The sequence below is a fragment of the Marmoricola sp. Leaf446 genome (assembly GCF_001424755.1).
Lineage (GTDB): Bacteria > Actinomycetota > Actinomycetes > Propionibacteriales > Nocardioidaceae > Marmoricola.
On sequence record NZ_LMRF01000006.1, the window covers coordinates 678,583 to 693,014 of the forward strand.

The 14,432-nt window shown below is 72.9% G+C and carries 14 protein-coding genes; 4 read left to right on the top strand and 10 right to left on the bottom strand.

All coding sequences use genetic code 11. The features are described 5' to 3' along the window. Positions 1 to 561, bottom strand: a complete 561-nt coding sequence (locus ASG49_RS17985) for a heme NO-binding domain-containing protein (RefSeq protein WP_056544765.1) — start codon at positions 559 to 561, stop codon at positions 1 to 3. Between the two features lie 219 nt (positions 562 to 780). Here ASG49_RS17985 and ASG49_RS17990 point away from each other — a divergent pair, with 219 nt between their 5' ends. Continuing rightward, positions 781 to 1,599: a septum formation family protein gene (locus ASG49_RS17990; protein ID WP_056544768.1), complete on the top strand. Its 819-nt coding sequence runs from the start codon at positions 781 to 783 to the stop codon at positions 1,597 to 1,599. Further along, positions 1,596 to 2,486 carry a septum formation family protein gene (locus ASG49_RS17995; RefSeq protein WP_056544771.1) on the top strand — a complete coding sequence of 297 codons (891 nt, stop codon included), beginning with the start codon at positions 1,596 to 1,598 and terminating at the stop codon, positions 2,484 to 2,486. Before ASG49_RS17990 ends, ASG49_RS17995 begins: the two co-directional genes overlap by 4 nt. A gap of 137 nt (positions 2,487 to 2,623) precedes the next feature. Here ASG49_RS17995 and hisF read toward each other — a convergent pair whose 3' ends face one another. The 7 genes from hisF to ASG49_RS18030 are packed head-to-tail and all read right to left on the bottom strand — an operon-like array spanning position 2,624 to position 8,856. Next, positions 2,624 to 3,385: an imidazole glycerol phosphate synthase subunit HisF gene (gene hisF, locus ASG49_RS18000; RefSeq protein ID WP_056544774.1), complete on the bottom strand. Its 762-nt coding sequence runs from the start codon at positions 3,383 to 3,385 to the stop codon at positions 2,624 to 2,626. Then, on the bottom strand, positions 3,382 to 4,179 hold the full coding sequence (gene priA, locus ASG49_RS18005; protein WP_056544778.1) for a bifunctional 1-(5-phosphoribosyl)-5-((5-phosphoribosylamino)methylideneamino)imidazole-4-carboxamide isomerase/phosphoribosylanthranilate isomerase PriA: 798 nt from the start codon (positions 4,177 to 4,179) through the stop codon (positions 3,382 to 3,384). Before priA ends, hisF begins: the two co-directional genes overlap by 4 nt. A 35-nt stretch (positions 4,180 to 4,214) precedes the next feature. After that, complete coding sequence (gene hisH, locus ASG49_RS18010) at positions 4,215 to 4,871, bottom strand: imidazole glycerol phosphate synthase subunit HisH (RefSeq protein ID WP_056544781.1); 657 nt, start codon at positions 4,869 to 4,871, stop codon at positions 4,215 to 4,217. Next, positions 4,868 to 5,476 (bottom strand): imidazoleglycerol-phosphate dehydratase HisB, encoded by a 609-nt coding sequence (gene hisB / locus ASG49_RS18015; RefSeq protein WP_056544784.1) that lies wholly within the window; start codon positions 5,474 to 5,476, stop codon positions 4,868 to 4,870. The genes hisH and hisB overlap by 4 nt, the downstream gene beginning before the upstream one ends. Further along, the gene (locus tag ASG49_RS18020; protein WP_369814238.1) at positions 5,473 to 6,627 is read right to left on the bottom strand and encodes a histidinol-phosphate transaminase; all 1,155 of its coding nucleotides are present in this window, start codon (positions 6,625 to 6,627) and stop codon (positions 5,473 to 5,475) included. The genes hisB and ASG49_RS18020 overlap by 4 nt, the downstream gene beginning before the upstream one ends. Then, on the bottom strand, positions 6,624 to 7,928 hold the full coding sequence (gene hisD / locus ASG49_RS18025; RefSeq protein ID WP_056544786.1) for a histidinol dehydrogenase: 1,305 nt from the start codon (positions 7,926 to 7,928) through the stop codon (positions 6,624 to 6,626). The genes ASG49_RS18020 and hisD overlap by 4 nt, the downstream gene beginning before the upstream one ends. Before the next feature lie 49 nt (positions 7,929 to 7,977). Further along, complete coding sequence (locus ASG49_RS18030) at positions 7,978 to 8,856, bottom strand: aldo/keto reductase (protein WP_056544790.1); 879 nt, start codon at positions 8,854 to 8,856, stop codon at positions 7,978 to 7,980. Between the two features lie 67 nt (positions 8,857 to 8,923). On the opposite strand from ASG49_RS18030, the gene ASG49_RS18035 reads away from it, so the two are divergent. Beyond that, positions 8,924 to 9,589 (top strand): LON peptidase substrate-binding domain-containing protein, encoded by a 666-nt coding sequence (locus ASG49_RS18035; protein ID WP_056544793.1) that lies wholly within the window; start codon positions 8,924 to 8,926, stop codon positions 9,587 to 9,589. Between the two features lie 4 nt (positions 9,590 to 9,593). Further along, positions 9,594 to 10,094 (top strand): Cys-tRNA(Pro) deacylase, encoded by a 501-nt coding sequence (gene ybaK / locus ASG49_RS18040; protein ID WP_056544797.1) that lies wholly within the window; start codon positions 9,594 to 9,596, stop codon positions 10,092 to 10,094. 12 nt (positions 10,095 to 10,106) lie between these two features. Here the strand turns inward: ybaK and ASG49_RS18045 are convergent, their stop codons facing one another. Then, on the bottom strand, positions 10,107 to 10,655 hold the full coding sequence (locus ASG49_RS18045; protein WP_056544800.1) for a hypothetical protein: 549 nt from the start codon (positions 10,653 to 10,655) through the stop codon (positions 10,107 to 10,109). 18 nt (positions 10,656 to 10,673) lie between these two features. Beyond that, on the bottom strand, positions 10,674 to 14,195 hold the full coding sequence (gene dnaE / locus ASG49_RS18050) for a DNA polymerase III subunit alpha (RefSeq protein ID WP_056544803.1): 3,522 nt from the start codon (positions 14,193 to 14,195) through the stop codon (positions 10,674 to 10,676). Between the last annotated feature and the right edge of the window lie 237 nt (positions 14,196 to 14,432).

Consider the following 14,432-nt stretch of genomic DNA (forward strand, 5'->3'; position numbering starts at 1 on the left):
TCAGCCTGTTCTCGTCGTCACGCGCAGCGTGCAGTGGGGCGCGTCATCGAGCTGGCACGCCTCGTGGCGCACCTCGGTCGGCTCACCGTAGACGATCCCGGTGCCCTCGATCATGCCCACGGCGAGCCAGCACAGCCGCCGCGCGGAGCGGTAGTGCACGTCCATCGCACGCCCGCCCCCGGGCGCGGTGCCCTCCACCTCGGTGAAGGAGAACCGGGGCGGCGAGGCGTCGGGGTGGAGCTTGCGGACCTCGCGGTGGATCACGTCGTCGAGGGTGCGCAGGAAGCCGAGGGTGTCGCCGCAGCGGGCGAAGTGCTCGGGGTGCCGCTGGGCCAGGCCCTGCGCGGCGTGGCGGCCGAGGTCGCGGGCGAGCTCCTCGGGCTCGACGTCGAACAGCTGTGCACCGACCTCGACCAGCAGCGGCAGCTCGTCATCGGGGTAGGTGCCGAGGCTGGTCCACGCGCCCTCGACGCCGGCGCGCTCGAGCAACGTGTCCCAGACGTCGTCGCCGTGCTCCCGCACCACGGCCTCCTCCACGAGGTTCAAGATGACGCCCTTCACCCGTCCCCCGTCCGCACGCCTGCAACGTCGAGGGGAGCCTAGGGGTCGCGACGCCCGTGCGCTCGGTGCACGACCGTGTCCTGGGACCCGGTCTAGAGGGGTGACGGCCGGGTGCGGAAAAGACCGTCGACCGGGTGGTGGACGAGGTAGGTGGAGTTGCGTCGCGCGAGGTGACCTGGCGGTAGCATCGCCGCACCGCCACGACCGAGAGGGGACCCGGTGACGCAGCACCCGACCGGGGCACTCCGGCACGACCGGCGCGCCGCCCCGCTCCTGCTGCTCGCGCTGGGGCTGCTGCTCTCCGCCTGCTCCTCGGCGCCCCTCGCGCCCAAGGCGGCCTCCGACCGCTCCGACCCGCCGGAGCTCGGCGCGTGCTACCGGCTCGCCCCCGAGGACGTCGAGAGCCCCAGCAACGACGACGAGCCGGTGGCGTGCGGGACCGAGCACACGGCGCAGACCTTCGCCATCGGCACGCTGCCCGACTCCACGGGAGACGGCTACGACGACCGGGGCCACGGCAAGTGGATCTACCCCCGCTGCGAGGCCGCCTTCGAGAAGTTCCTCGGCGTCGACGAGAGCCTGGCCATGCGGATCCAGCTGAGCTGGGCGTGGTTCCGCCCCTCCGAGGACGCCTGGGACGACGGTGCCCGGTGGTACCGCTGCGACCTGGTCGGCGGGACCACCGAGAGCGCCGCCTACCGCGCGCTGCCCGACCCGGCGAAGGGCCTGTTCCGGGCCAAGCCCCCGGAGGAGTGGCTGACCTGCGCGACCGGCGCCACCGTCCTCGGGTCGACCAAGGTCCCGTGCTCGGAGGAGCACGACTGGCGGGCCGTGACCACCATCAAGCTGGGCGACGAGGGCGACCCCTACCCCGGCGAGCGGCTCACCCAGGTCCGCACCCGCGACTTCTGCTCCGACTCGGTCGGGGCCTGGATGAACTACCCGGTCGACTACGAGTTCGGCTTCACGTGGTTCAAGCAGGGCGAGTGGCAGGCGGGCAACCGGCGGTCGATCTGCTGGGCGAAGACCGACCGATGAGGCCCGCGGTCTCGCGCCTGCTGACCGCGCCGTCCGCCCTGCTCGCCGCCGCCCTGCTCGCCGCCGTCCTGCTCGCCGCCGTCCTGCTCACGGGCTGCGCGGGCGGGTCCGGCTCGTCCGGGTCGTCGTCCGGGTCGTCGCCGACCTCGTCGGGCGGCTCGTCGTCCGCCTCCCCCAGCGCGGCCGCGACCCCCGCGGCCCCTGCGGTGGGCGAGTGCCGGTCGCTGACGCTGGTCCGGGCCACGGCTCCGGTCGACGCGACGTCACCGGTCGCGTGCCGCGGCCCGCACACCGCGGTGACCGTGAAGGTGGGCATGCTGCCGCTGCTGGAGTCGGGCCACCTGCTCGCGGTCGACTCGGTGACGGTCCGCGACCGCGTGGCCCGGTCCTGCCCCGACTCGCTTCTGGAGCGGGCCGGTGGCGACGAGAGCGCGCGACGGCTGAGCCGGCTGCGGGTGGTGTGGTTCACGCCGTCGGTGGAGCAGGCCGACGCCGGGGCCGACCGCTACCGCTGCGACGTGGTCGCGGTCCGCGACGAGGACCGGCTACTGCCGCTGCCCGCCCGCCTGGCCGGCCTGCTCGACCGTCCGCGTGCGCTCGACCGGTTCGGCACCTGCGGCACCACGGCCCCCGACGCCCGCGGCTTCCGACGCGTCGCCTGCGCCGACCCCCACCGCTGGCGCGCGGTCGACACCGTCGACCTGCCGGCGGACGCGCGCTACCTCGACGCGGCCGTCACCGACCGCGGCGACAGCGCCTGCGAGGACGTCGCCGCGTCGCGGGCCGACGGGGCGCTGCGCTACTCGTGGTCCTTCGAGTGGCCGACCCGTCCGCAGTGGCGCGACGGGCAGCGGTACGGCTGGTGCTGGGTGCCGGACGCCTCCTAGCTCTCGGTCGTTCGGTGGCCGCGTCCGGTTTCCCAGGTGGTGAACCCGATCTGCCTCTGCACACGCGTCGCGTGGTGTGCAGAGAGGCGGTATCCCTTCATCACCTGGGAAACCGGCACCGGACGGACGACGCCGCGTCAGCGGACGGGGTGGCCGGCGTCGCGCAGGGCGTCCTTGACCTCGCCGATGCGCAGGGTGCCGAAGTGGAAGACGGTGGCGGCCAGGACGGCGTCGGCCCCGGCGTCGACCGCCGGGGCGAAGTGCTCGACCCGCCCGGCTCCCCCGCTGGCGATCACGGGGACCCCGACCTCGCGTCGTACGGCGCGGATCAGCTCGGTGTCGAAGCCGTCCTGAGTGCCGTCGGCGTCCATCGCGTTGAGCAGGATCTCGCCGGCACCGAGCTCGGCGGCGCGCGACGCCCACTCCAGGGCGTCGAGGCCCGCCGAGGTGCGACCCCCGTGGGTGGTGACCTCGAACCCGGAGTCGGTGCCGGGCGCGCGCCGGGCGTCGACGGAGAGGACCAGCACCTGGTTGCCGAACCGGTCGGCGATCTCGGCGACCAGCTCGGGGCGACGGATCGCCGCGGTGTTGACCGCCACCTTGTCGGCGCCGGAGCGCAGCAGCCGGTCCACGTCGGCGACGCTGCTGACGCCGCCGCCGACGGTGAGCGGGATGAAGACCTGCTCGGCCGTGGCGGCCACGATCTCCATCGTCGTCGAGCGGCCCTCGTGGGAGGCGGAGATGTCGAGGAAGGTCAGCTCGTCGGCCCCCTCGGCGTCGTAGAGACGCGCCAGCTCGACGGGGTCGCCGGCGTCGCGCAGCGACTGGAAGTTCACGCCCTTGACGACCCGGCCCCCGTCGACGTCGAGGCACGGGATGACGCGGACGGCGAGGCTCACGGCTGCGGGGCCTCGGGCTGGACCGGCGGCCGCGGCCGGTCGGGCCAGGTGAGGTCGAGGGCGTCGGCCAGGGTGAAGCGACCCTCGTAGAGGGCGGTGCCCACGATGGCGCCCTCGACGCCGTCGGCCAGCAGCCCGGTCAGCGCCTCGAGGTCGGCGAACTCGGTGATGCCGCCGGAGGCGACCACCGGGCGGTCGGTCTCGGCGCAGACCGCGCGCAGCAGGTCGAGGTTGGGGCCCTGGAGCATCCCGTCCTTGTTGACGTCGGTCACGACGTAGCGGGCGCAGCCCTCGGCGTCGAGCCGGGCGAGCACCTCGTAGAGGTCGCCGCCCTCCTGGGTCCAGCCGCGCGCGGCCAGGGTGCGGCCGCGCACGTCGAGGCCCACCGCGACCCGGTCGCCGTGGGAGGCGATCGCCCGGGCGCACCACTCGGGCTGCTCGAGCGCGGCGGTGCCGATGTTGACCCGGCGGCAGCCGGCGGTCATCGCGGCCTCGAGGGACTCGTCGTCACGGATGCCGCCGCTCATCTCGACGTCGATGTCGAGGGTCCCGACGATGCGGGCCAGAAGGTCGCGGTTGTGGCCCCGACCGAAGGCGGCGTCGAGGTCGACGAGGTGGATCCACTCCGCCCCGGCCTGCTGCCAGCGCAGCGCCGCCTCGACCGGGTCGCCGAAGCGCTTCTCCGAGCCCGCGACGCCCTGCACCAGCTGGACCGCCTGTCCGCCGGCCACGTCGACGGCGGGCAGCAGCTCGAGGTGCGGCGCGGGGATCTGGCTGGCGGGGTGCTGGGTCATCGTGTCCTTCGCAGGTGGCGGGTCGGTGGGGCGGGTCAGGCGTGCGGCAGGGTCGCGACCCAGTTGCGCAGCAGCGCGGCGCCGGCGTCGCCGGACTTCTCGGGGTGGAACTGGGTGGCGGTCAGCGGGCCGTTCTCGACCGCGGCCACGAAGCGGTCGCGCTGCTCCGCCGTCCCGTGCTCGGCCCAGGTGACCAGGGGCGGGCGGGTGCGGCCGTTGGTCTGCAGCGTCCAGTCGCGGACGCCGTAGGAGTGCACGAAGTAGAAGCGCTCGTCCTCGATGCCGGCGAACAGCCGCGACCCCTCGGGCACCTCGACGGTGTTCCATCCCATGTGGGGCACCACCGGGGCCTGGAGCCGCTCGACCACGCCCGGCCACTCGTCGCAGCCGACGGTCTCCACGCCGTGCTCGACGCCGCGCTCGAAGAGGATCTGCATCCCCACGCAGATGCCGAGGACGGGACGGCCCCCGGCGAGCCGGCGGCCGATGACCTCGTGGCCGCGCACGGCGCGCAGGCCCTCCATGCACGCGGCGAAGGCGCCGACACCCGGCACCACGAGCCCGTCGGCGTCCATCGCGGTGGCGTGGTCGGAGCTGAGCACGACCTCGGCACCCGCCCGCTCCACGGCCCGGACGACCGAGCGGAGGTTGCCCGAGCCGTAGTCGAGGACGGTGACGCGCGGCGCGCTCAGAGCGTGCCCTTGGTCGAGGGGACGCCCGTCTCGCGGGGGTCGAGGGCGACCGCGTCACGCAGCGCCCGGGCGACGGCCTTGAACTGCGCCTCCACGATGTGGTGGGGGTCGCGGCCTCCGAGCACCCGGACGTGCAGGGTGATGCCGGCGTGGTGGGCGAGCGACTCCAGCACGTGGGCGGTCAGCGAGCCGGCGTACGGCACGCCGGAGCCGCCGATCAGGGCGTAGACCTGCCCGTCGGGTTCGCCGGAGTGCACGAAGTAGGGCCGGCCGGAGACGTCGACGACGGCCTGCGCCAGCGCCTCGTCGAGCGGCACCAGCGCGTCGCCGTAGCGCTTGATGCCGCGCTTGTCGCCCAGCGCCTCGCGCAGCGCGGCACCGATGACGATGGCGGTGTCCTCGATGCTGTGGTGGCCGTCGATGTGGACGTCGCCCTCGGTGCGCACGGTGAGGTCGATCAGCGAGTGGCGACCGAGGGCGTCGAGCATGTGGTCGTAGAAGCCGACGCCGGTGGCGATGTCGGTGCGTCCGGAGCCGTCGAGGTCGAGCTCGACGACGACCGAGGACTCGTTGGTCCGTCGCTCGATGCGGGCGGTGCGGCTCATCGGCCGCCTCCTTCGGTGGTGGTGTCGAGCGCGGCGGTGAGCGCGCTCCGGAAGGCCTGCATCTCGGCCGGGGTGCCGATGGAGACCCGCAGCCAGCCCTCGGGCCCGGTGACGCGGATCAGCACACCGGCGTCCAGCAGCTGCTGCCAGACGTCCTGACGATCGGCGAAGCGGCCGAAGAGCACGAAGTTGGCGTCGCTCTCGGCGACCTCGAGACCCTGCTCGCGCAGCCAGGTGACGGTGCGGTCGCGCTCGGCGCGCAGCTCCTCGACGCGGCCGAGCAGCTCCCCGGCGTGACGCAGCGCGGCGAGCGCGGTCGCCTGGGTGACGGCGGACAGGTGGTAGGGCAGCCGGACGACGCGCAGCGCGTCGCACAGCTCCGGCGCCGCGGCGAGGTAGCCCAGCCGGGCGCCGGCCAGCGCGAACGCCTTGCTCATCGTGCGGGTGACGACGAGGTTGCGGTGCGCGGGCAGCAGCTCGAGGGCCGAGGGCGTGCCGGAGCGACGGAACTCGGCGTACGCCTCGTCGATGACCACGACGCCGGTGTCGCCGACCAGCTCGCACAGGGTGCCGATCACGTCGTGGGGCAGCGCGGTGCCGGTCGGGTTGTTGGGCGAGGGCAGCAGCACGACGCTGGGCCGGTGCTCGGCGATCAGACGCTGCGCCTCGGCGAGGTCGAAGCTGAAGTCCTCGTGCCGACGGCCCGCGACCCAGCCGGTCATCGCGTCGCGGGCGTACTCGGGATACATGCTGTACGTCGGCGCGAAGCTGATCGCCGTCCGGCCGGGCCCGCCGAAGGCCTGCAGCAGCTGCAGCATCACCTCGTTGGAGCCGTTGGCCGCCCACACCTGCGCAGGGCCGACCTCGACCCCCGCCTCGGCGCTGAGGTAGGCCGCCAGCCCCGCGCGCAGCTCGACGAACTCGCGGTCGGGGTAGCGGTTGAGCGTGGTCGCGGCCCGGGCCACGGAGGCGGCGACGTCCTCGACCACCGCGGCCGAGGGACCGTAGGGGTTCTCGTTGACGTTGAGCTGCACGGGCACGTCGAGCTGCGGGGCGCCGTAGGGCGCGGCGCCACGGAGCTCCTCGCGCAGCGGCACCCAGGACAGGTCGCCGGGACGGGTGGGCGTGCTCGCGGGCGTGGTGGTGCTCACCGGTCGAACCGGACGTCGACGGCGGCCGCGTGGCCGGGGAGGTCCTCGGCGTGGGCCAGCGTCGTGACGTGGCCGGCGACCTCGTCGAGGGCCTCGCGGGAGTACTCCACGAGGTGGATCGCGCGCAGGAAGGACCGGACCGACAGGCCCGAGGAGTGGCAGGCGCAGCCGGCGGTGGGCAGCACGTGGTTGGACCCGGCGCAGTAGTCGCCCAGCGACACCGGGGCCCACGGGCCCACGAACACCGCGCCCGCGTTGCGGACCCGGCGGGCCACGGCGGCGGCGTCGGCGGTCTGGATCTCGGTGTGCTCCGCGGCGTAGGCGTTGACGACCGCCAGCCCCTGCTCGACGTCGTCGACCAGCACGATGCCGGACTGCTCGCCCGTGAGCGCGGTGCGAACCCGCTCGACGTGGCGGGTGGCGGCGACCTGCTTGTCCAGCGCGGCCTCGACCTCGCCGGCCAGCCGCAGCGAGTCGGTGACGAGCACCGAGGCGGCCATGGGGTCGTGCTCGGCCTGGCTGACCAGGTCGGCGGCGACGTGGCCGGCGTCCGCCGTGTCGTCGGCCAGGACCGCGATCTCGGTCGGCCCGGCCTCGGAGTCGATGCCCACGATGCCCTTGAGCAGCCGCTTGGCCGAGACGGTGTAGATGTTGCCCGGACCGGTCACCAGGTCGACGCGGCGGCAGGGGCCGGCCCCGTGGGCGAACATCGCGATCGCCTGGGCGCCGCCCACGGCGTACACCTCCTCGATGCCGAGCAGCTCGCAGGCCGCCAGGATCGTGGGGTGCGGCAGCCCGCCGAAGTCGGCCTGCGGCGAGCTGGTCAGCGCGATCGAGCCCACCCCGGCCACCTGGGCGGGGACGACGTTCATCAGCACGCTGGAGACCAGCGGCGCCACGCCGCCGGGCACGTAGAGGCCGACGCGGTCGACGGGCACCAGCCGCTGGGTGACCCGGGCGCCGGGGCCGAGGTCGGTGACGACGTCGGACTCGAGCTCGGCCTCGCAGGTCAACCGCAGCCGGCGTACGGACTCCTCGAGCCCGGCCCGGATCGCCGGGTCGAGCGCGGCCAGCGCGTCGCGCAGCGCCTGGCGGGGCACGGTGATGTCGGTCTGCTCGACGCGGTCGAACTTCCGGGAGTACTCCCGGATCGCCTCGACGCCCCGGTCGCGGACGTCGTCGCAGATCGGACGCACCACGTGGACCGCGGCCTCGACGTCGAAGTCGGCGCGGGGCACGAGGGTGCGGTAGTCGGGATCGGTGCCGGCGGCACCGTCCCGCAGGTCGATGCGGCGGATCATGGCTCCATTCTAGGTGCCCGCGACGACGCCGCTCTCCCCCCGCCCACCGTCAGGCGTCGGCCCCCACGAAGGGCGTGGAGTAGTCGGTCGCACCCAGCCGGTCGAGGGTCGCCTCGGCCTCGCCGGCGGCCAGGTCGTGGCGCTGCCGCTCGGCCAGGACCGCCTGGCGGAGCAGCCGGGTCTCCCCCGCCGTGGCGATGCCGGTGACCTCGGGGTGGTCGTCGAGCACCCACGAGACCGCGGCGGTGACGAGCGGCTGCTCGTCGAGCGGCTCGTACCAGGTGGCGTAGCGGCGCTCCCCGTCCGGCCAGGGTCGACGGGCCACTGCCTTGATCGTCATCAGCCCGACGTCGTCGGCCCGGACCGCCTCCACCAGGGCGGCGTAGTCCTCGGCGTACCCCGGGACGCGGGACAGGGTGCGGTTGAGCGGCGTGAGCACGGTGTCGAAGGGGAAGCGTCGCAGCGCCTCGAGGTGCGTGGCCGGCGCCTCGTGGGTGTGCCCGGTGATGCCGATGGCGCGCACCAGCCCCTCCTCGCGGGCCCGCACCGCCGCGCGCAGCGACCCGTGCTGGGCGGTGACGCGGTCGAGGTCGGCGAGCTTGCCCACCTCGTGCAGCTGCAGCAGGTCGACGTGGTCGGTCCGCAGCCGCTCCAACGATCGGTTGATCTGCGCCCAGGCCTCCTCCTCGTCGCGGAGGCCGGTCTTGGTCGCCAGGAAGACCTGGGGGCGCAGCTGGTCCATCATCGCGCCGAGCCGCAGCTCCGCCTCGCCGTACGCCGCGGCGACGTCGACGTGGTTGATGCCGGCCGCCAGTGCCTCGGCCACCGAGGCGTCGGCCGTGTCCTGGTCGACCTCTGCGAGCGAGGCCGCCCCGTAGACCAGCACCGACGAACGGTGCTCGAGCCGGCCCAGGCGTCGGGTCTCCACAGCTGCCTCCAGCGATGTCGGGGTGCGCCTGGCCACGCTAGCGCGGTGCGCGTCGTAGGTTGGCGGGGTGACGACGGTGCCGCTGTTCCCGCTCAACGCGGTGCTGTTCCCCGGTGTCGCGACACCGCTGCACATCTTCGAGGACCGCTACCGCGCCATGGTGCGCGAGCTGCTCGAGGTCGAGGAGGTCTTCGACCGGGTCTTCGGCGTCGTCGCGATCCGCGAGGGCTACGAGGTCGGCGACCACGGGGCGCAGTCGGTGCACCGGGTGGGCACGCTCGTCCAGCTGACCGAGGCCGAGGCCTACGACGACGGTCGCTACGACATCGAGGTGATCGGCCGGCAGCGGCTGCGGGTGGTCGAGCACGAGAGCAGCGGGCCGTTCCTGCGCGGGGAGGTCGAGCTGCTCGGCGACACCGACGAGCCGGAGGCCGAGGTCGAGGCCGCGCGCACGCTCGCGGCCTTCGAGCGCTACCGCGACCAGCTCTCCGAGCTGCGCGGCGGGCCGGTGCTGGCCGGTCAGATGCCCGACGACCCGGCGTACCTCTCCTACGCGCTGGCCACGACCTGCCTGCTCACCCTGCCGCAGCGCCAGGCGCTGCTCGAGGCCGACAGCGCGCGGCAGCGGCTGGGCATGCTGCGCCACACCCTGCACGACGAGATGCGGGCGATGCGGGCGGTCCCCTCGCTGCCGGCGACCGAGGTCGCCCGCACCCGCTGGTCGCCCAACTAGCGCGGTGGCACGCCGACGCGCCGGGGGTACGCCGGCCACGATCGCCCTCGAGCGGGCGGGACTGGCGTTCACCAGCCATCCCTACGTCCACGACCCCGCAGCCGCCTCCTTCGGCCTCGAGGCCGCCGAGCAGCTGGGACTGGACCCCGACGCGGTGCTCAAGACGCTCGTGGCCGAGGTCGACGGGCGCCTGGTGGTGGCGGTCGTCCCGGTCTCGACGCGGCTGGACCTCAAGGCCCTGGCCGCGGCCGTGGGCGGCAAGCGGGCCACGATGGCCGATCCCGCTGTGGCCGAGCGCAGCACCGGCTACGTCGTGGGCGGCATCTCGCCCCTGGGCCAGCGCAGCCGGCTGGAGACCGTGGTCGACGCCTCCGCCACGGGGCGGGAGACGGTCTACGTCAGCGGCGGGAAGCGCGGCCTGGACCTCGGCCTCGCCCCCGCCGACCTGGTCGCCCTGACCGGAGCGCTCGTGGCCCCGGTGGCGCGCGCCTCGGCGAGCGGCTGAGCGGCCGCGCTGCTAGTCGCGGCGCAGCACGAACAGGTGGAGCAGCGCCCCCAGCGCCGCAGCGGCGGGCCAGACCCACACCAGCCCGGGCGCCTGCAGCGCGAGCTGCAGCGGCGCCTGAGCGCCCTCGGCGCGTCCGTCGAGGACGATCGCCGGATCGGCCGGGCCGAGCACCTCGCCCAGGCGCACGGCGACCTGGGCCGCGAGCGCGGCGCCGAGCACCACGAGCGCCACGCTGAGCAGCGGGTCGCGTCGCCGCCAGGCGAGGAGCACCAGCCCGCTGAGCAGTCCGAGGACCACGGCCACGACGGCGAACCAGCCGTCGACGGCGACCTGCCCGGCCAGCGCGTCGGCCGTGAGGGCGGGACCGTCGGGGGTGGCGGTCGCCTGCGGCAACGGGGTCGCCTGCCACCACACCAGCGCGCCGACCACGCCTGCCACCAGCGACCAGACCAGCACCACCACGGCGTCGAGGAGCACCTCGCGCGGCGTGGCCGGTCGAGGCGCGTCGGGCTCGGGCCGGTCGTGGTCGACGGGGGCCCCCTGGTGCACGGTGCTCACCGGGGGATCATCGCAGGCTCACCCCAGGCAGCCCGGGCCGAGCAGGTGCTTGAGGTCGCCGTAGAGCGCCGGTGAGGCCGAGACCCGCAACCGGTCGTCGAGCCGGAGCAGCTGCGTGCCGCGACGGCCGACCAGCTTGAGCCGGACCTCGGTCGTGCCGGGGTGGGTCCTCAGCACCTCCTTGAGCTGCTCCACCACGGGGGGCGTGCACCGCGTGGCCGGCAGGTTGAGCGTGACGGGTCCGACCCCGCGCTCCTCCATCACCGGCGTCGAGACGGTCTTGCCGCGCAGCTCGGGCTGGTCCTTGCTCCGGTCGAGGCGTCCCTGCACGGCCACCACGGTGTCCTCGACCAGCAGCGTGGCCGCGAGCTGGTAGTCGCTGGGGAAGAACAGCACGTCGATCGCCCCCTCGAGGTCCTCGACGGTGACGATGGCCCAGGCGTTGCCGGTCTTGGTGATCTTGCGGGTGACCGCCGTGATCAGCCCGCAGATCGTCGCCGGGGAGTTCTCCCCCCGGTCCTCGTCGGTCAGCAGCTGGCCGATGGTGCAGTCGGCCGCCTGGGAGAGCACGTGCTCGAGCCCGGTCAGCGGGTGGTCGGAGACGTAGAGGCCGAGCATCTCGCGCTCGTGGCCCAGCAGCGTCGACTTGTCCCACTCCGGGATGTCGGGCACGGCCACGCTGACGCCGAAGCCGCCCTCGTCGTCGTCGAGACCGCCGAACAGCGAGTCCTGGCCGATCGCCTCGTTGCGCTTGATGTCGACGTACTGGTCGACCGCCTGCTCGTGCACGGCGAGCAGCGCACGTCGACCGTGCTTCATCTCGTCGTAGGCGCCGGCCTTGACCAGCGACTCCACCAGCCGCTTGTTGCACACCTGCGCGGGCACCTTGCCCATGAAGTCGGCGAAGTCGGTGAAGCGGCCCTTCTCGCGACGGGTGGCGATGATCTGCTCGACCACGTTGGCGCCGACGTTGCGCACGGCCGTGAGGCCGAAGCGGATGTCCTCCCCGACCGGGGTGAAGTTGGCCTGCGACTCGTTGACGTCGGGCGGCAGCACCTGGATCTTCATGCGGCGACACTCGTTGAGGTAGATCGCCATCTTGTCCTTGTCGTCCTTGACCGAGGTCAGGAGCGCCGCCATGTACTCGGCCGGGTAGTTGGCCTTGAGGTAGGCCGTCCAGTACGACACCACGCCGTACGCCGCGGAGTGGGCCTTGTTGAAGGCGTAATCGGAGAACGGCAGCAGGATGTCCCACAGCGTCTTCACCGCGGCGGCGGAGTAGCCCCTCTCCTGCATGCCCGCGGAGAAGCCGGCGAACTGCTTGTCGAGCTCCTCCTTCTTCTTCTTGCCCATGGCGCGCCGCAAGATGTCGGCCTGTCCGAGGGAGTAGCCGGCGAGCTTCTGCGCGATCGCCATCACCTGCTCCTGGTAGACGATCAACCCGTAGGTCTCGCCCAGGACGTCGGCCAGCGGCTCCTCGAGCTCGGGGTGGATCGCCACCACCGGCTCGCGGCCGGTCTTGCGGCGGGCGTACTTGTTGTGGGAATCGGCGCCCATCGGGCCGGGCCGGTAGAGCGCACCGACCGCGGAGATGTCCTCGAACACGTCGGGCTGCATGCTGCGCAGCAGCGCCCGCATCGGGCCGCCGTCGAGCTGGAAGACGCCGAGGGTGTCGCCGCGCTGCAGCAGGGCGTACGTCGCCGGGTCGGTCAGCTCGAGGTCCTCGAGCACGACCTTCTCGCCGCGGTTGTTCTCGATGTTGATCAGGGCGTCGTCGAGGACCGTCAGGTTGCGCAACCCGAGGAAGTCCATCTTGATCAGGCCGAGCTTCTCGCAGGTCGGGTAGTCGAACTGCGTGATGATCGCGCCGTCGGCCTCGCGCTTGAGCACGGGGATGACGTTCTGGATCGGCTCGCTGGACATGATGACGCCGGCCGCGTGCACGCCCCACTGCCGCTTGAGACCCTCGATGCCGATCGCCGTGTCCACGACCGTGCGGACGTCCTGGTCGCCCTCGTAGAGCGAGCGGAAGTCGCCACCCTCGCTGTAGCGCTTGTGGGCGGGGTCAAAGAGCTGCTTGAGCGGGATGTCCTTGCCCATCACCGCGGCCGGCATGGCCTTGGTGACCCGGTCGCCCATCGCGAAGGGGTAGCCGAGGATCCGGGAGGAGTCCTTGACCGCCTGCTTGGCCTTGATGGTGCCGTAGGTGACGATCATCGAGACCCGCTCGCTGCCGTAGCGCTCGGTGACGTAGCGGATCACCTCACCGCGGCGACGCTCGTCGAAGTCGATGTCGAAGTCGGGCATGGAGACGCGGTCGGGGTTGAGGAACCGCTCGAAGATCAGGCCGTGCACCAACGGGTCGAGGTCGGTGATGCGCATGGCGTACGCCACCATCGAGCCGGCGCCCGAACCACGACCGGGGCCGACGCGGATGCCGTTGTCCTTGGCCCAGTTGATGAAGTCGGCCACGACGAGGAAGTAGCCGGGGAAGCCCATCTGGGTGATCACGCCGACCTCGAAGTCGGCCCGGGCTCGCACGTCGTCCGGGATGCCCTGCGGGTAGCGGTAGCGCAGGCCCTTCTCGACCTCCTTGATCATCCAGGAGGTCTCGTCCTCGCCCTCGGGACACGGGAAGGCGGGCATGTAGTTGGCGGACTCGTTGAACTCCACGTCGCAGCGCTGCGCGATCAGCAGCGTGTTGTCGCAGGCCTCGGGGAGGTCGCGCCACAGGTGACGCATCTCCGCGGGCGACTTGACGTAGTAGCCGTCACCGTTGAAGCGGAACCGCTTGGGGTCGCTCATCATGCTGCCGGACGAGACGCACAGCAGGTGCTCGTGGGCCCCCGCGTCCTCCTGGCGCACGTAGTGGGAGTCGTTGGTCGCGATCGGGGGGATGCCGAGGTCCCGGGACAGGCGCAGCAGGCCGTCGCGGACCCGGGTCTCGATGTCGAGCCCGTGATCCATCAGCTCGAGGAAGTAGTTGTCCTTGCCCAGGATGTCCTGGAACTCCGAGGCGGCCTGGCGGGCGTTGTCGTACTGCCCGATCCGCAGCCACGTCTGCACCTCGCCGGAGGGGCAGCCGGTCGTGCCGATGATGCCCTTGCCGTGCTGCGCGAGCAGCTCGCGGTCGATGCGGGGCTTGTAGAAGAACCCGTCGATGTAGGCCTGCGAGGACATCCGGAACAGGTTGTGCATGCCCTCGGTGGTCTCGGCCAGGAGGGTCATGTGGGTGTAGGCGCCCGAGCCCGAGACGTCGTCGTCACCGCCGTCGTTCCACCGCACCCGCTTGCGCACGTTGCGCGGGGTGTTGGGGGTCGCGTAGGCCTCCATGCCGATGATCGGCTTCACCCCGGCCGCACGCGCCTTCGACCAGAAGTCGTAGGCCCCGAACACGTTGCCGTGGTCGGTCATGGCGATGGCGTCCATGCCCAGCTCGGCGGTCCGGTCGAACATGTCACCGAGCCGCGCCGCCCCGTCGAGCATCGAGTACTCGGTGTGGTTGTGCAGGTGGACGAAGCCGTCCCGGGGGGAGGACATGGAGCGCGATCAGCCCTTTCGCGGAGTCTCGGCAGGACACCAGCCACCGCCCGGAGCTCACCGGCTCCAGGGGGTGCGGGGGGAAGAGGATCAACCCTACGACAGCATCGCAGCGACCCCTGACAGGGACACAGCCCCGTCCGTCGTACGCCGCGGTGCCCTGGGCATGACAGAACTGAGGGCCGCTCCCCGGATGTCCGGGGGCGGCCCTCAGTATAAAAAGTTGTCCGGCGACGT